The sequence below is a fragment of the Verrucomicrobiia bacterium genome (assembly GCA_035495615.1).
GTDB lineage: Bacteria > Omnitrophota > Omnitrophia > Omnitrophales > Aquincolibacteriaceae > DATJFP01.
Genome location: DATJFP010000035.1, coordinates 23,214 through 40,094, shown reverse-complemented (window position 1 = coordinate 40,094; position 16,881 = coordinate 23,214). Strand labels below are relative to the sequence as shown.

General features: G+C 57.6%; 13 protein-coding genes and 1 pseudogene. 12 read left to right on the top strand and 2 right to left on the bottom strand.

Annotated features, from left to right (window positions below; genetic code table 11):
- The first annotated feature begins 1 nt into the window (after nucleotide 1).
- The 3 genes from VL688_04405 to VL688_04395 are packed head-to-tail and all read left to right on the top strand — an operon-like array spanning nucleotide 2 to nucleotide 3,573.
- Nucleotides 2-1,288 carry a SufD family Fe-S cluster assembly protein gene (locus tag VL688_04405; protein ID HTL47284.1) on the top strand — a complete coding sequence of 429 codons (1,287 nt, stop codon included), beginning with the start codon at nucleotides 2-4 and terminating at the stop codon, nucleotides 1,286-1,288.
- 3 nt (nucleotides 1,289-1,291) lie between these two features.
- Nucleotides 1,292-2,533 carry a cysteine desulfurase gene (locus VL688_04400; GenBank protein ID HTL47283.1) on the top strand — a complete coding sequence of 414 codons (1,242 nt, stop codon included), beginning with the start codon at nucleotides 1,292-1,294 and terminating at the stop codon, nucleotides 2,531-2,533.
- Complete coding sequence (locus VL688_04395) at nucleotides 2,530-3,573, top strand: SUF system NifU family Fe-S cluster assembly protein (protein ID HTL47282.1); 1,044 nt, start codon at nucleotides 2,530-2,532, stop codon at nucleotides 3,571-3,573. Before VL688_04400 ends, VL688_04395 begins: the two co-directional genes overlap by 4 nt.
- A gap of 28 nt (nucleotides 3,574-3,601) precedes the next feature.
- Here the strand turns inward: VL688_04395 and VL688_04390 are convergent, their stop codons facing one another.
- Together VL688_04390 and VL688_04385 are read right to left on the bottom strand one after the other, a co-directional pair.
- Nucleotides 3,602-3,922 carry a hypothetical protein gene (locus tag VL688_04390; protein ID HTL47281.1) on the bottom strand — a complete coding sequence of 107 codons (321 nt, stop codon included), beginning with the start codon at nucleotides 3,920-3,922 and terminating at the stop codon, nucleotides 3,602-3,604.
- 75 nt (nucleotides 3,923-3,997) lie between these two features.
- Complete coding sequence (locus VL688_04385; protein HTL47280.1) at nucleotides 3,998-4,951, bottom strand: peptidylprolyl isomerase; 954 nt, start codon at nucleotides 4,949-4,951, stop codon at nucleotides 3,998-4,000.
- A gap of 265 nt (nucleotides 4,952-5,216) precedes the next feature.
- Between VL688_04385 and VL688_04380 the strand changes: the two genes are divergently transcribed.
- The 9 genes and pseudogenes from VL688_04380 to dnaG all read left to right on the top strand — a co-directional run bounded on the left by VL688_04380 (nucleotide 5,217) and on the right by dnaG (nucleotide 16,874).
- Complete coding sequence (locus VL688_04380; GenBank protein HTL47279.1) at nucleotides 5,217-6,377, top strand: GuaB3 family IMP dehydrogenase-related protein; 1,161 nt, start codon at nucleotides 5,217-5,219, stop codon at nucleotides 6,375-6,377.
- 13 nt (nucleotides 6,378-6,390) lie between these two features.
- Nucleotides 6,391-7,929: a glutamine-hydrolyzing GMP synthase gene (gene guaA / locus VL688_04375; protein ID HTL47278.1), complete on the top strand. Its 1,539-nt coding sequence runs from the start codon at nucleotides 6,391-6,393 to the stop codon at nucleotides 7,927-7,929.
- 67 nt (nucleotides 7,930-7,996) lie between these two features.
- Nucleotides 7,997-11,446 carry a DNA polymerase III subunit alpha gene (locus VL688_04370; protein HTL47277.1) on the top strand — a complete coding sequence of 1,150 codons (3,450 nt, stop codon included), beginning with the start codon at nucleotides 7,997-7,999 and terminating at the stop codon, nucleotides 11,444-11,446.
- Nucleotides 11,447-11,648: 202 nt separating this feature from the next.
- A complete protein-coding gene (locus tag VL688_04365) occupies nucleotides 11,649-11,921 on the top strand; it encodes an HU family DNA-binding protein (GenBank protein ID HTL47276.1) in 273 nt (90 codons plus the stop codon).
- A 118-nt stretch (nucleotides 11,922-12,039) separates the two neighbouring features.
- Nucleotides 12,040-12,240: pseudogene (locus VL688_04360) on the top strand (cold shock domain-containing protein).
- A gap of 127 nt (nucleotides 12,241-12,367) precedes the next feature.
- Nucleotides 12,368-13,177, top strand: a complete 810-nt coding sequence (locus VL688_04355) for an RsmE family RNA methyltransferase (GenBank protein ID HTL47275.1) — start codon at nucleotides 12,368-12,370, stop codon at nucleotides 13,175-13,177.
- Complete coding sequence (mtaB, locus tag VL688_04350) at nucleotides 13,174-14,490, top strand: tRNA (N(6)-L-threonylcarbamoyladenosine(37)-C(2))-methylthiotransferase MtaB (protein HTL47274.1); 1,317 nt, start codon at nucleotides 13,174-13,176, stop codon at nucleotides 14,488-14,490. The genes VL688_04355 and mtaB overlap by 4 nt, the downstream gene beginning before the upstream one ends.
- A 17-nt stretch (nucleotides 14,491-14,507) precedes the next feature.
- Nucleotides 14,508-15,092, top strand: a complete 585-nt coding sequence (locus VL688_04345) for a CvpA family protein (protein HTL47273.1) — start codon at nucleotides 14,508-14,510, stop codon at nucleotides 15,090-15,092.
- A 3-nt stretch (nucleotides 15,093-15,095) separates the two neighbouring features.
- Entirely contained in the window at nucleotides 15,096-16,874 is a 1,779-nt protein-coding gene (gene dnaG, locus VL688_04340) for a DNA primase (GenBank protein ID HTL47272.1), read from the top strand.
- Nucleotides 16,875-16,881 lie beyond the last annotated feature (7 nt).

Below are 16,881 nucleotides of genomic sequence, written 5' to 3'. Positions count from 1 at the left end.
CATGGCCGCGATTGCGATGCGGGAAAAACTGGCGGACAAAGCAAGCATGGCCTCGCAAGGGCCGGCATGGCTCGCGCCTGTCCGTGAAAAAGCGTTCTCGCGTTTCCAGTCCATGGGATTTCCCACGCGGCAATGGGAAGCGTGGAAGTACATGAACCTGTTTCCGGTGCTGGACGCGCCTTTTCACCAGGCCCAACGCGAAGCCGCGCTCGAGTCCGCGCGAACGCAGAAATTGTCCCGGGACGCGCTCCAGTGGGTTTTCTCGGGCGGTTATTACCTGTCCGACCTTTCGTCCAAGCCGGGCTCGGGACTCGAAGCCAAGCCGCTCATGACCGCCCTGGCTTCGGAAACGGCGCCGCTTGCTTTTTTCGCGCGGGACCTGGACAGCGAGGAAAATCCGTTCGTCCTGATCAACACGTTTTCCTTTACCGAAGGGCTGCTGCTCCGCGTTCCGAAATCCTGGGACAACCACCAGCCTTTGAATCTGCTTTTCCTGGACGCGGGCGGCGCGCCTTCGCTGGCCATGCCGCGCGTTTCGATCATCCTCGAAGAGGGCGCTAAGGCCCAGGTCGTGTGCCGCATGCTGGGAGGCGCGGGCCAGGGGTCGGTGACCAATGCCGTGTTCGAAGTTTTTCTCGAACAGGGCGCTTCGCTCAAGCTGGCGCAGGTGATTTTGCAGGACGGCCCGCATTATCCTTTCGCGGCGGCGCGTTTTTATCTGAAAGCAGGCAGCTCGGCCGAACAGCTTGTTTACTGCCGCGGCGGAAAAATGACCAAGCTCGACACGCGCGTGGAGCTGGAAGGCGAGGGCGCGACCTGCCGGCTGAACGGCCTTTCCATCCTGGGAGGCGCAGCGCAGGCGTTTCATGAGCTCACCGTGAACCACCGCGCGCCGCTGACGCTGAGCCGCCAGTTTTACAAGAACATCCTTGATGATGAAGCGCAGGCGGAGTTCAACAGCCTTTCGTACGTTTTCCGCGACGCCGTGAAGTCCGACACGCAGCAGCTCAACAAGAACCTGCTTTTGTCCGACGACGCGCGCGTGTATTCCCGGCCGAAGCTGAAGATTTATACCGACGACGTGTCGGCCAATCACGGGTCCGCGAACGGGCCCACGCAGGAGCGGGAGCTGTTTTATCTGCGCAGCCGCGGCCTGGACCCCAAAGCCGCGCGGCTCATGCTGGCCGAAGGTTTTGCCCGCGAGGTTTTGGACAAAGCGGACATGCCCGCGGCGGGCGGCGAGATCGGGCGCGACCTGCGGCGCGAATTGCAAAAGATGGTGGATTAAGAAATGGAGCCTCTTGTGGCGGCGGCGTCATTTGACGTGGAAAAAATCAGGAAAGACTTTCCCATCCTCGGGACGAAGATGAACGGGCATCCCCTCGTTTATCTGGACAATGCGGCAACGGCTCAGAAACCGCTGGCCGTCATCGAGCGCATGGACCGTTTCTACCGCGAGGAATACGCGAACGTGCACCGCGGCGTGTACACGCTGAGCCAGACGGCCACGTCCGAATGCGAGAAGGTGCGGGAAAAATGCCGCCGTTTCCTCAATGCGAAAAAATCCGCGGAGATCGTCTTCGTGCGCGGCGCCACCGAGGCCATCAATCTCGTGGCGTTCGCCTACGGCCGGAAATTCTGCCAGGCCGAAGACGAGGTCATCATCACGCAGCTCGAGCATCATGCGAACACGGTGCCGTGGCAGCGGCTCTGCGAGGAAAAGGGCCTGGTGCTCCGGGTGGTACCGGTCAACGACCGCGGCGAATTGATCTTGGAAGAATACCGCAAAATGCTTTCAGACAGGACGAAGATCGTGGCCGTCACGCACATTTCGAACGTGCTCGGCACGGTCAATCCCGTGAAACAGATCACCCAGTGGGCGCACGAGGCCGGCGCGGTCGTTTTGGTCGACGGCGCGCAGGGTGTGGTGCATGGAAAAGTGGACGTGCACGACCTCGGCTGCGATTTCTACTGCTTCTCGAGCCATAAGATCTATGGGCCCACGGGCATTGGCGTGCTGTACGGCAAGTCACGGCATCTGGAAGCCATGGATCCGTTCATGACGGGCGGGGACATGATCGAATCGGTGACCTACGAAAAAACGACGTTCGCAAAGCCGCCCTATAAATTCGAGGCGGGCACTCCGGCCATTGCGGAAATCGTGGGCCTCGGCGCGGCGCTGGAGTATCTCGAGAAAACCGGCCTCGATAAAATCCACGCCTACGAAAAGGAATTGCTGGATACGGCCACCCAGGCGCTTTCGGCGGTCCCCGGCGTCCACATCATCGGCACGGCCGCGGAAAAAGCCGCGGTCATTTCATTCGTCATGGACGGCGTGCACCCGCACGACATGGGCACGATTCTGGACCAGCAGGGCATCGCAATCCGCACGGGCCATCACTGCGCCCAGCCGGTCATGAAGCGTTTCAGCGTGCCGGCGACAGCGCGTGCGTCGCTTGCCTTTTACAATACTCACGGCGAAGTCCGCAAGCTGGCGGCCGCGCTCGAAAAAGTCAGGGAGGTCTTTAAATGATTCCGGAACCGAAGCTTCAGGGGCTGTATCAGGAAGTCATCCTGGACCACAACCGCCGTCCGAGAAATTTCCGCGAAGTCCCGGACGCCACGCAGTATTCGCACGGCGTGAACCCGCTTTGCGGCGACGATTATCATCTCTACCTGAAAATGGACGCGGACGGCATCGTGCAGGACCTGGGTTTTGTCGGCGCGGGCTGCGCCATTTCGAAATCCAGCGCCTCGATCATGACGACGCTCGTCAAGGGCAAAGCCATGGAAGAGGTCCAGCAGCTGGCGGATAACTTTCTCGCCCTCATGACGCAGGACCGCGTGGGTGACACGCTGCGCAAGAGCGTGGACCGCATGAGCATTTTCGAAGGCGTGAAGGAATTTCCCGTGCGCGTCAAATGCGCCACGCTGATCTGGCACGCGCTGCAGGACGCGCTGAAAGACGCGGAGCAGGGAGGGAAGACGTCGTTCAAAGGCGTGAAGACCACGATGGACGATCATGACCTGCATATTTCCGTGCAGGTGACGCCCAACCCGAACTCGCTGCAGTTTCTCGTGAGCCGCGAGCTGGTGGACGAGGGGACTTACAACTTTTCCACGCCGGACAGCGCCAAGCATTCCAAACTGGCCGCCGAGCTTTTTGGTCAGGGTGTCGCGGGAGTTTTGATCGGCAAGAATTTCATCACGGTCACGAAGAAAGCCGAAGACGAATGGCCGCCGCTGGTCCCGAAAGTCGTGGACACGTTCAAGGCCTTCCTGGCTTCCGGGCGCGAGATCGTCGAGCCTTCGGCCGCGGCCGAAACTTTTGGTCCGGGCGCGGGCAGCGAGATCGACCAGAAGATCAAGCAGATCATCGACGACGAAATCCGTCCGGCGGTCGCGCGCGACGGCGGGGATATTGTTTTCGACAGCTACGACAATGGGGTGGTCAGGCTTTTGCTTCGGGGCGCGTGCAGCTCATGTCCCAGCTCGATCATGACGCTGAAGATGGGGATCGAGAATCGCCTGAAACAAGTCATTCCCGAAATCAGGGAAGTGATTTCGATTTAAACAGGGGACAAGCGAAGCTTGCTGCCCCCTACTGGTAACGTTTCTCAGAAACCTGCTTGCCGTTTTCCCACTTGGCCTCTCCGGCCAATTGTCCATTGACCGCATACCGCTTGACGGTCCCGTGGATCTGCCCATCTTTGTATTCCGTCTCGCTTCGCACGACACCCGATTTGTAATACGTGGTGCTCACGCCGTTCAGCTGTCCGTTTTTATAAGTCTGTTCGGACTTCATGGGCCCGCCTTTGAAGAAGTACGTGGTCTTGACGCCGTTGTCCGGATGGTTTTCTTTGGTTTTACCGCAGCCCGCGACAGTTAGAAGGACGCAGAGAAGAAGGGCGAATAGTCTCATGAGGACTCCTCAACGTTGGCAGATCGGATAAATAATTTTTGTTTAAGATCGGCCCGGCGGACGCGAACTTAACGGTTATTCCGTTTCGTCGTGAGCGAAATCCCGGAGCTTGGCCCGCTGCATGAGGTTCAGGTGCCACGCGAAAAAAACCTGCTTTTTCAGGATCTTCAGGGCCTTCTCTTTGGTTTCGGCCTGCTTTTCCGGCGTCAGGGCCGAAGGATCCACGGCGACTTTGTCCTGAACCAGGAAAACCGCATACTTGCCTTCCACCGGAAGGGGATCGGAAACGCTTCCTTTGGGAAGGGCGAAAAGCGCCAGGACATTTTCTTTCGGAATCTGCCACAGGCGGTTGAGCTCGGTGAGCGGCAGGTTTTTGGCGGGCACCACGACGTACGAATGGTCCTTCACGACTTTCTGCCAGCCCGTCTCGTCCACGGCCTGGGATTGGAAAGTCTGGGCTTCTTCGAGCGTGTTGAAAAGAACGGCTTCGCCCGTCAGGTGCTGCTCGTCCATGAGGTATAGGTCGTGCAGGTCCTGTTCCGAAGGCTCTTTGACCGGCTGCTGCATGACGCGGCTGACCAGTTTCTGGACGCGGATCATTTCGCGCAGCTGGCTTTCGAACTGACGGGGCTCGAGGCGCAGCGTGGCCTTGAGCCAGCGGCGGTACATCTGCGGGGTAGGATTCTGCAGGCCGTGCACCGCGAGCAGCTGCTGGAGCTCCTGGCGCACTTCATCATCGGAAACGCTGATGTGCTCGCGCTTGGCCTCGCGCGAATAAATGAGGTTCTGCCAGGCCTTGTGACGGAGGACCTCCGGATCCTGGCTGCGGTCTTCGGAATACGAGAAGGTCTGGGCGGCCTGGAAAAAGGAATTGAACTCCTGGAAACTGACGGACTTGCCGAAGACCTGGCCCGCGTAACGGCCTTTCTTGCTGAACTGGGAACCGACGGAGAAAGCGCCCCAGAGGACGAACGAGCCGACCACGACCCAGATGATGGACTTGGTATTTTTCCGTAAAATGTCGAGCATGAGCCACCTTTCGAGGCGCCTAAGCTAGCACGAAAACCTTCCCGTCTCAAGTCTCAACTGCGGGCTCGAACCCGGCCGAAATCCGCTTGTCTGCGGGATTGACACGCAAAAAGTGTTTCTGTAATATACGGCAATGGAAACACCTTCGGTTCGAAAAAGCACTTTTTGCAGCCCCGTTTCTGAAGTTTTCGGGGCCCTTCTCCCCCGCATTCAACCGCATGCTCCCGTCAACACGCTTCAACCCATTTTAGAAAAGGAGTAAGGCATGTCTGTCTTTATTGGCCGCGACCGCAAAGCCCGCCGCGCTTACGGGTTTGACGAAATCGCCCTTGTCCCCGGGGACCTCACCATCAATCCCGACGAAGTGGACATCAGCTTCAAGCTGGGAGACCGCAAATTCGAAATTCCTTTCTTCGCTTCGGCCATGGACGGCGTCGTGGACCCCAAGTTCGCGGTCGCCATGGGCAAGCTCGGCGGCATCGCGGTGCTGAACCTCGAAGGCATTTACGTGCGCTACGAGAACTGCGAAAAAATTCTGGCGAACATCGCCAAGGCCTCGCCGGAAGAAGCCACGCGCCTCGTGCAGAAGCTCTATGTCGAGCCGATTAAAAAAGATCTGATCTCCAAGCGCATCAAGGAAATCAAAAAGGCGAAAGTCCCGTGCGTCGTAAGCAGCATTCCACAGCGCGCGGAAGAGTACGGCAAGATCGCCATGGACTCAGGCGCGGACATCTTCGTGGTGCAGTCCACCGTGACCACCACCAAGCACGAATCCAAGGCCTACAAGACGATCGATTTCAAGAAGTTCTGCAAATATATGAAGATTCCCGTCATCCTCGGGAACTGCGTGACGTATACCGTGGCGTTGGAACTCATGGAAACGGGCTGCGCGGGCATTCTCGTCGGCCTTGGGCCCGGTTCCGCATGCACTTCCCGCGGCGTGCTCGGCCTCGGCATCCCGCAGGTCACTTCCATTGCGGACTGCGCGGCGGCCCGCGAAGTTTACTTTAAAAAGACCCGCCGCTACGTCGCTATCATCGGTGACGGCGGTATGTCCACCGGCGGCGACATCTGCAAATCGTTCGCCTGCGGCGCGGACGCCGTCATGGTCGGTTCCGCTTTTGCGCGCGCCAAGGAAGCTCCGGGCAAGGGTTTCCACTGGGGCATGGCCACGCCGCACGCCAACCTGCCGCGCGGGACGCGCATCCGGGTCGGCACGACGGGCTCGCTCGAAGAAATTCTTTACGGTCCTGCGAAACTGGATGACGGCACGCAGAACCTCGTCGGCGCCCTTCGCACGTGCATGGGCAATGTCGGCGCTCACAATATCCGCGAAATGCAGTTAACCGAAATCGTCATCGCCCCCGCGATCCGGACCGAAGGCAAGCTCTTCCAGGCCGCGCAGCGCGTGGGCATGGGCAAATAGTTTTACCGAATCGATGAACCAGACGCTGATCATCCTCGATTTTGGCTCGCAGTACACCCAGCTCATTGCGCGCCGCGTGCGCGAGCTCAAGGTGTTCTGCATCATCCTGCCGTATCACGCCTCGTACGAGCAGATCTTTTCCCATCAGCCCGTCGCGATCATCCTTTCGGGCTCGCCTTCAAACGTTTATGCCAAGGACGCGCCGCTGCCGGACCCGCGTATTTTTGACGGCGGCATTCCGATCCTCGGCATTTGCTACGGGCTGCAGCTCATCGCGCATCTGTTGAAGGGGAAGGTCCATAAGTCGACCAAGCGCGAATACGGTTTTGCCGAGCTCACGATCGATTCCAAAGGAGATTTCTTCCACGGGCTTCCGAAGAAGATGACCTGCTGGATGAGCCACGGCGACAAGCTGGACAGGCTTCCCAAGGATTTCGTGCGCGTCGCGCATACCTCCAGCGCGCCGATCGCGGCCATCGCGAACCCGCAGCGCAAGATTTACGGCGTTCAGTTTCATCCCGAAGTCGTGCATACGCCGCTCGGCTCCAAGCTCCTGGCCAATTTCCTTTTCCGCATCTGCAAATTCAAAGGCGATTGGACCGCGGAATCATTTATCAAGTCGTCCGTCGCGCGCATCCGCCAGCAGGTAGGCAAGGAGCGCGTGGTGCTCGGCCTTTCCGGCGGCGTGGATTCTTCTGTCGCCGCGGTGCTCATCCACAAGGCCATCGGCAAGCAGCTGACCTGTATCTTCGTGGACAATGGCCTCTTGCGCATGGGCGAGGCCCAGCGCGTGCGCGATACGTTCCAGAAGCATTTCAAGATGAACCTGCATTTCGTGGACGCGACCAAGCCTTTCTTGAACGAACTCGCAGGCATCGAAGACCCGGAAAAAAAGCGCAAGATCATCGGCCGCGTGTTCATCGAGGTTTTCCAGAAGGAAGCCAGGAAGCTGGGCAAGGTGCCATTCCTCGCGCAGGGCACGTTGTATCCGGACGTCATCGAATCCGTTTCCGTGCACGGCGGCCCGACCAGCATGATCAAGAGCCATCACAACGTGGGCGGGCTTCCGCTCAACATGAAGTTCAAGCTTGTCGAGCCGCTGCGCGAACTCTTCAAAGACGAAGTGAGAGAAGTCGGGCGCGCGCTCGGCCTGCAGTCCGAAATCGTGGACCGTCAGCCGTTTCCCGGGCCCGGCCTTGCCGTGCGCATCATCGGTGACGTCACGAAAGAAAGGCTCGACGTCCTGCGCCAGGCCGACCGCATCGTCATGGACGAGATCAAGCGTGCCGGGCTTTACCGCAAGACCTGGCAGGCTTTCGCTGTCCTCCTTCCCATCAAGAGCGTCGGCGTGATGGGGGACGAGCGCACGTATGAGAACGTCGCGGCCGTCCGCGCCGTGACCTCGCTGGACGGCATGACCGCGGATTGGGCGCGCCTGCCGGACAACGTCTTGACCCGCATCTCCAACGGCATCATCAACGAGGTGCGCGGCATCAACCGGGTGTGTTATGATATCTCGAGCAAACCCCCGGCCACGATCGAGTGGGAGTAAGCCCCGGCCATCCTAATCGCCGGCTCTTGAGGTAAGTTCCAAAAAATCCAGACCTTAGCGGAGCTTTATGCCGCACGCGAATTTCGTCCATTTAAACTGCCACACGCAATACAGCCTCCTGGATTCCACCTGCAAGGTCTCGGACCTCGTCCACCGCGCCGTGGAGCTGAAATTTCCCGCGCTGGCCATGACCGACAACGGCAACCTCTTCGGCGCCATCGACTTTTATTCGCAGTGCATGAAGCAGGGCGTCAAGCCTGTCATCGGCATGGCGGGCTACGTCGCGCCCGGGTCCCGCTTCGAAAAACAGACGCACGGCATCAAGGAAGCTTCCTTTTTTCTGACGCTTCTTGCGCGCGACATGGAAGGCTATAAAAACCTTCTCAAACTTTCCAGCATTGGTTACCTCGAAGGCTTTTACTACCGCCCCCGCATTGACAAGGACGTGCTCGCGCAGCATTCCAAAGGCCTCATCGGCTTAAGCGGCGGCCTGCGCGGCGAAATCGCGCATTATGTGCTGCATGAGCAGCCGGACGAGGCTGCGCGTGCAATCGGCGAATACCGCGACATTTTCGGAAAAGAAAATTTCTTTCTCGAGCTCATGAACCACAACCTCGACCCGGAGCTCCGGCTCGCGCCCGCCTACCAGAAATTATCCAAGGCCATGGAGATCGGCATTGTGGCCACCAACGAAGTCCACTACGTCAACCGCCAGGATGCCGGCGCCCACGACGCGCTGATCTGCATCGGCATCGGCGCCACGCTCGAAGAGCCGAACCGTTTCCGCTATCCCGGCGACCAGTATTACCTGAAAACCGAACAGGAAATGGAAAAGCTGTTCAAGGACATGCCCGAAGCGCTGAGGAACACGGTCGAGATCGCCAACCGCTGCAACCTGGAGCTGGATTTCAAAAAAATCCACCTGCCGCATTTCCAGCCGCCGGACGGAAAGACGCTGGAAGGCTATTTAAAGGAACTGTGCGCGGAATTTCTCGTCAAACGCACGGGCGGCAAAATCCCGGACGGTTATGAAGCCCGCCTGGTCTATGAGCTGGGCGTCATCAACAAGATGGGCTATACGGGCTACTTCCTGATCGTGTGGGACTTTATCCGTTTCGCCAAAGATCACGGCATTCCCGTGGGCCCGGGCCGCGGATCGGCCGCGGGAAGCCTCGTGGCCTACGTGCTCGGCATTACGGACGTCGATCCCATCCAGAACGGGCTGATCTTCGAGCGCTTCCTGAATCCCGACCGCGTCAGCATGCCCGATATCGACATCGACTTCTGCTACGAGCGCCGCGACGAGGTCATCGACTACGTGCGCCGCCGTTACGGCTCGGACAACGTCGCGCAGATCATCACGTTCGGAACCATGGCGGCAAAAGCTGCCGTCCGCGACGTGGGCCGCGTGATGGGATTTTCTTTTCCCGATACGGACAAGATCGCGAAGCTCATCCCCATGGAACTCAACATCACGCTGAACCAGGCCATCCAGAAAGAACCCAAGCTCAAAGAGCTCATGGAAACCGACAGCCGCGTGAATCAGCTGATCGAAACCTCCAAGGCTCTCGAAGGCCTGGCCCGCCATGCGTCGACTCATGCGGCCGGCGTCGTCATCTCGGACCGGCCCCTGACCGAATACGTGCCGCTTTTCAAGGCCAACGAGCAGGTCTCCACGCAATTCACGATGAAAGATCTGGAAAAGATCGGCCTGCTCAAAATGGACTTCCTCGGCCTGAAAACGCTGACCATGATCGACCAGACCATCAAGATTTTGAAAAGGACCCGCGGCATCGAGCTCAAGATCGAAGAGCTTTCCTGGGACGACAAGGAAACCTACGAGATGCTGTGCCGGGCGACTTCCGCGGGCGTGTTCCAGCTTGAAAGTTCAGGCATGCGCGATCTGCTCAAAAAAATGAAGCCGTCCTGCTTCGATCATATCGTTGCGCTTTTGGCGCTCTACCGTCCCGGTCCTCTGGGCAGCGGCATGGTGGACGATTTCATCCAGCGCATGCACAAGCCGTCGCTCATCAAATACGACCATCCGCTTCTCGAGTCCGCGCTGAAAGAGACCTACGGCGTCATCCTTTACCAGGAACAGGTCATGAAAATCGTGAGCGACATGGCCGGGTTCTCGCTGGCGCAAGCCGACAGCCTGCGCCGCGCCATCGGTAAGAAGATTCCCGAGGTCATGGAAAAGGAAAAACAGGGTTTTTTGGAAGGCGCGATGAAGCATGACGTCAAAAAACCTATCGCGGAAAAAATCTGGAACCTGATCGATTACTTTTCCGGTTACGGCTTCAACAAATCCCACTCGACGGCGTATGCGCTGATTTCTTACCAGACCGCGTACCTCAAGGCGCATTATCCCGTGGAATTCATGACCGCGCTGCTTACTTCGGAAATGGGCAACACGGACAAGGTCGTGCGCTATATCGAGGAATGTAAAAAAATGGGCATCAGCGTGCTGCCGCCGTCGGTGAATGAAAGCCGGTCGGAATTCACCTGCGCGGGGACGTACATCCGCTTCGGGCTGGCGGCCGTCAAGAACGTGGGCGCCACCGCGATTGATTCCGTCGTCGCGGCCCGCGAAAAGGACGGACCGTTCAAAAACTTTTTTGATTTCACGGGCCGCGTCGATTTGCGCGTCTGCAACCGCAAGGTGCTTGAAAGCCTGATCAAATCCGGCGCGTTCGATGCCTGGAAGCTTAAACGTTCCCAGCTCATGGCGCTGATTGACAGGGCCCTGCAAATGGGATCCAGCGCGCAAAAAGACAAGACTCTCGGCCAGCTTTCCTTTTTTCAGGCGGGGGCGGGCGGGGCGCAGGAAAACGGGAATTTCGAACAGCAGGTGAACGACGTGCCCGACATTCCGGAATGGCCGGAAGCGCAGATGCTGGCCTACGAACGGGAACTGCTGGGCTTTTACGTCACCGCCCATCCGCTTTCGAAGTACGCGAAGCAGCTCGACACGTACGCGACGGCTTCCACGGAAAATCTGAGCCAGTTCAAAGACCAGGAAGAAGTCACGCTCGGCGGCATTGTCGATTCCATCAAGGAAATCCTGACGAAAAAGGGCGACAAAATGGCATTCGTGAACATGCAGGATCTGAGCGGTTCCTGCGAAGTGGTTGTGTTTCCCGAAACTTACAAAAATTCGCAGAGCCTCATCAATAAAGACGCGGCGATTTTTGTGCGGGGCAAGATCAACCTGCGGGACGATACGCCCAAGATCCTTGCCGAAGAAATTGTTTCGCTCAACGAAGTGCAAAAGCGTTTCACGAAAATGGTTTCCATCGATTTGGTGACGACGGGACTCGAACCCGAGACGCTGAAAGACATCAAACTCCTTCTCATGCGCCATAAAGGCATGACACCGGTATACTTGCGGTTCCGCGATCCCAAGGGACAAATGGCGGTTCTTCATTCGGGCGAAGAACTGAAGGTCGAAACCTCCGAGGAACTGTTCACAGAACTGCATCGCCTGGTGGGTGAAGGTGCAGTTAAGATTAGATAGAATAATGACTTACGAAAAGCAATTTCCCGCTTCAGGCCTTCCCAAAAGTTCTCCTCAATTTATATAACTTAGTGCCGTACCATAAGTTATATCTCGAAATTTCTTGACACACCCCGGCGCATCTGTTAGCTTTTTTGCGCATCTGCAATATTAGCAAACATTTAAGGATGCAGAAAATACCGGGCCCAACAGGAGGTGAGGCGTGACAAAAAAAGATATCGTGATGAAAGTCTCGAATGAGACCAATCTCACCCAGATTGATGTAAAAAAAATTGTCCAGCGCACTTTGGACGTGATCGTCGAGAGTCTCGAGCGCGGTGAAACCGTCGAGCTCAGGAACTTCGGCGTCTTCAAGGTGAAGAACAGGCGGGGACGCGTGGGACGCAATCCGCGGACCGGCGAAGAAGTGACCGTGCCTGAAAAAAGCGTCGTTGTTTTTAAACCGGGTTTGATTTTAAAAAGCAAAGTGAAATAAGCGACCCGATTGGCGCTTGAAATCCCGGGGATTTAGCGTTAACATCGTTTCTCCGGGTTTGCTTTGAATCCGGACCCAAGGCGGCTAGCCATGCCGCGGGCAACACAGGGAGGAAGTAATGCCGGAAAAAGGTAAAGTGAAGTGGTTCTCCAATGTGAAGGGGTACGGATTTCTGGAAAAAGATGGCGGCGATAAGGACATCTTCATTCATTATTCCGCCATCCAGTCCGAAGGTTACAAAACCTTAGAGCAGGGCGAAGAAGTTACCTTTGATGTCGTTGAGGGTGAACGGGGCCCGCAGGCCGCCAATCTCGTCCGCACTAAAAAGCCCAAAGCCGCGGCCGAAGGACAGGGCGCAGCGCCGGGTAAAGAACCGGCCAAAAAAGCCTGAGCTTCCCGCTCTTCGATTTTCAACAAGCTGCTCGTGATTTCGGAAAGCATTCCCCATGAAGTCGAAACGGCGCTTGCGTCGTTTTTTTTCTTCCGCTCCCTTACCCGCCAGCGGGGCGTCTTTCTCTATTCCGCCTGACGAAGCCCGCCATCTCAAAACCATCATCCGTCTCAAAGAGGGAGATTCCTGCCTCGTGGCGGACGGCACGGGAAAAGAGGCTGTGGCCCGCGTCGAGGTTTTCCCGCCGGACGGCAGCGCCCGGCTGGTCGTGGAAAAATCTCTGGCCGTTTCCGACGGACTTCACCCCGTCCTCAAAGTGTTCCAAGCGCTTCCTCGCCATGACAAATTCGAAGACATCATCCAGAAGGCGCAGGAGCTCGGCGTCCAGGAACTCGTCCCGCTCCACAGCGAACGCACCGTCGTCAAAATCGAGGAAAAAAAGAAGTCCTCAAAACTGGCGCGATGGCATAAAATAGCCGCCGAAGCGGCCAAGCAATCCGGAGTCCTGCGGCTTACCGAAATAAAACCACCGGTCACGCTGGAAGAGGCGGAACGCCTGATCCCGGCCGGCGGAATCGTTCTCTTGTTTCATCCCCATAAAAAGGCCGTCCCTTTCCGCCGCTGGCTCGATGCCTATCGCGAGGATCAAGACGGCGGACCCCTGCATCTTTTCCTGGGGCCGGAAGGCGGATTTTCGGAAAAAGAGGTTTCGCGCCTGGAGCGCGAGGCCCAAAACCGGGGCTGGATTTTCGCGATGGTGGGCCTTGGGGATACGATTTTGAAAAGCGACACAGCCTTTATTGCCGCGGCCGCGGCGCTCAGGCTCGTGCTGAGTTCCGGGGCCCAAGAAGAAAAGGATTCATGATCCCGACATCGAAAAGAGTCAAATTCGTCACGCTCGGCTGCAAGGTCAACCAATACGAGACCCAGGGCATGCGCGAAGCCCTCGACGCGCGCGGCTTCCTTGAGACGCAGGAAAGCGGCTGCGATTTCGTGGTGATCAATACCTGCACCGTGACCTCCGGAGCGGACCGCGAAAACCGGTACTGGATCCGCCGCATGCGGCGGGAAAATCCGGAAGCCCGGATCGTCGTCACCGGCTGCTACGTGGAAAAAAACCGCTCCGAGATCGAAGCGATGCCGGAAGTCGATCTCGTGCTTTCGAATTACGACAAAGACGAAATCGCGGACCGGCTTTCCGCCGGCTGCGGCGCGCCCGCGGCGCAGGACGCCGAAGCCGTCCGTTTGAAGCGGCGAACGTTCACGCCTCTCAAGATCTCCTCATTCCAGGGCAAGGGCCGCGCCTTTCTCAAAATCCAGGACGGATGCAATCATGCATGCTCTTTCTGCAAGGTCGTGCTCGTGCGCGGCCGTTCGCGCAGCCGCGAGCTTGCCGACGTGGTGGAAGAGGCGCGGCGCCTGCGCGATGCGGGCTACCGCGAAATCGTTTTCGCGGGCATCCAGCTCGGCGCTTACGGCCTTGATCAGGGCAAGCAGAACGCTTTGTGCGAAGTGCTCGAAGAGTGCTCGGAAATCGAAGGCATCGAGAGGCTGCGGCTCAGCTCCATCGAACCGACGGATGTCAGGCCCGAGCTCATCGAAACCCTGCGCGCGCTTCCGAAATGCTGCCCTCATCTCCACATTCCGCTCCAAAGCGGCGATGACGCGGTGCTTGCCGGCATGAACCGCCGATACGGCCGCGATTTTTATATCGATCTCGTGCGCGAATTGAAGGCGAAGCTGACGGATTTTTCACTGACGCTGGACGTCATGGCCGGTTTTCCCGGGGAAACTGAAGAATCTTTTGAGAACACGCGCGCGCTTCTGCGTGACGTCAGGCCGCTCAAGTGTCACGTGTTTCCCTACAGCCGCCGCGACGGCACGCGGGCCGCGGCCTATTCCGACCTGCCGCCCGCCACGGTGCACGAACGGGTGAAATTCCTGATCGCGCTTGGCGAGGAGCTGGGCCGCCGGGAAAGGCTGGCGTACGTCGGAAGAACTTTTCCCGTGCTCGTGGAAAAAAAGGCTGCGGGCGGTCTTGTTCAGGGCCTGACCCCGCATTATCTGAAAGTTTTTTTTCAGGGCCGGGAAGAGAACGTGGGCAGCATCGTTCCTGTGGAGCTGCTCGATCTCGAAGCCGATTCCTTTTTGGGGCGCCGCTGCGGCGACGCCCTTTAACCTGAGACGAGGCCAAAATGCTGGAATCCGTTTTTCAATTTTTCGACAAGATCACGCAGAACGTCGCGCTGAAAGTCGTTCTCGATCATGTGCAATGGGTCGATTGGTTTGCGGCTCTCTTCATCATTCTGGGAATCATCTACGGCCTGCAGAACGGTTTTATCGCCGAGATCGCGGAAATCGCCCAGATCATGATTGTGATTTTTGTCGTTCTCGGCCATTACGACAAATTAGCCGACTTTGTCCTCCATCATTCCCAAGGCGTGTTCCCCCCCGAATACGTGCCCGGCGTTTGCTTTATCGTCGCCATCCTGATGGTCTGGGTGCCGCTGGCTTTCCTTTATAAATATCTCAGCAAATTTTTCCATACCCAGATGCCCGCGCCGGTCAAGCTCGCGGGCGGAGCGCTTTTGGGCGGCGTTCATCTTCTCATGATCTTCAGCCTTTTTTGCCAGGCCATCCTGCTGCTGCCGTTTCCGCATTTGAAAAAGCCTCTGACGCCGGCCGGGACGTCGTATTCGGGAAAATACGTGGCGGAGCTCGCCCCAAAGATTCATGACATGATCTATAAGCCCGTCGAGGCCATGAAGGAAGACAAATAACCCATGCGCTACGAAGACAACGTCATCGACCAGGTGCAGGGCGTCAGCAACATCGTGGACGTCATCGGCCAGTACGTGCCGCTCAAAAAATCCGGACGCAATTTCAAGGCCTGCTGCCCCTTCCATCAGGAAAAGACGCCGTCTTTCATGGTGAACTCCGAAAAACAGATTTATCATTGCTTCGGCTGCGGCGCGGGCGGCAACGTCTTCGGTTTTCTGATGCAGTACGAAAACCTGAGCTTTCCCGAGGCTTTGCGGCGCCTGGCCGAGAGGGCGAACATCACGCTGCCCGAAAGAGGCACTTCCCACGAGAGAAAAGACCGCTCGGAAAACGAGAAGATTTACGAGATCTACGGGCTGGCCGCGGACTATTATCGAAAGCTGTTTCAGCACCCGCAGGAAGGAAAGGCGGCGCGGGATTATCTCGTCAAACGGGGATTCCGCCTCGAATCCGCGCAGGAATTCGGCCTGGGCTGGGCGGCCGCGGGCTGGAAAGGATTGTATGAATATCTCGCTCGAAAAGGCGTGCCCGAATCCTTGCTGCTCAAAAGCCGCTTGATCAACAAGTCGGAAAAGGGGACGTGCTACGACGTTTTCCGCGGGCGCCTGATGTTTCCCATTCACAACCTGCAGGGCAAGATCATCGCCTTCGGCGGGCGCGTCCTTGCCGGCGAAGACGGCCCCAAATATCTGAATTCGCCCGAGAATCCCGTCTTTCAGAAAAGGCGCGAATTGTTCGGGCTGCATCTTGCCAAGCGTTTTACCGACCGCGATTTTCCGCGCATCTTCGTATGCGAAGGCTATCTCGATTTCCTGCGGCTCTACGAAGAAGGCTTCAAGGCGTCCGTCGCCACGCTCGGCACGTCATTGACCGAAGACCATGTGACGATTCTCAAACGCTTTTGCGAAGAAGTGGTCGTGGTCTATGACGGTGACAAGGCCGGGGAAGCCGCTTCGCTGCGAGGGCTGGAAGTCATGCTGGAAGGCGGCATGAACGTGAAGCTCGTGCGCATGCCGGAAGGCCACGACCCGGACGATTATCTCAAGCAGTTCGGCAAAGAGGCCTTTCAGAAGCTTGTCGATTCCGCTCAGGATTTCTTTGATTACAAATTGTCCGTCCTCATGCGCCGCTACAACCGTTCCGATTCCATGGGGCTCGTCAAAATCATCAACGAATGCCTCGAAACGCTTCTCAAAGTGCAGAACACGATTCTGCTCGACCGTTACTTCAGGCGGCTTTCAGAAGCGCTGGGTGTGGACGAAAATTCCCTCCGCACGGAATTGAGAAAATTAAAAAATAAAACCACGCCGGCATTCCAGGGCAAGAAGCCCGCCGCGGAAGTTCCGGCAAGGCCGGTTACGGTGCTGGCAAACGACGAGATGATGCTTTTGGCGCTGCTTTTCGAAAATCCCGCAGACGCGCCTGCCGCCGCGGCAGAACTCTCGGAAGAGGATTTCGGCAGCGAGGCTTCCCGCGCCCTTTTCCGCCAAATCACGGGAGCTCTTTCGAGCAGACAGCATCTTTCGCTCCCGCAAATCCTCACGCGCCTGGAAGATCCGGAAACACGCCGCAAATTTACGGAAGTGGCCTCGGCGGAATGGAGCGATGCGGAAAAAGAAAAGGCGCTCCAGGATTGCCTGCGCTCCATCAAAAAGAAGACGGCGGCCCGGAAAATGGAACACTTGCGGCGGGAAATCGTCGAAGCGGAGAAAAAGGGGGACCAGCAGCGCGTTCTGGCCTGTACCAAGGAGTATCAAACCCTTTTACAGCAAACGAGATAAGAAAATA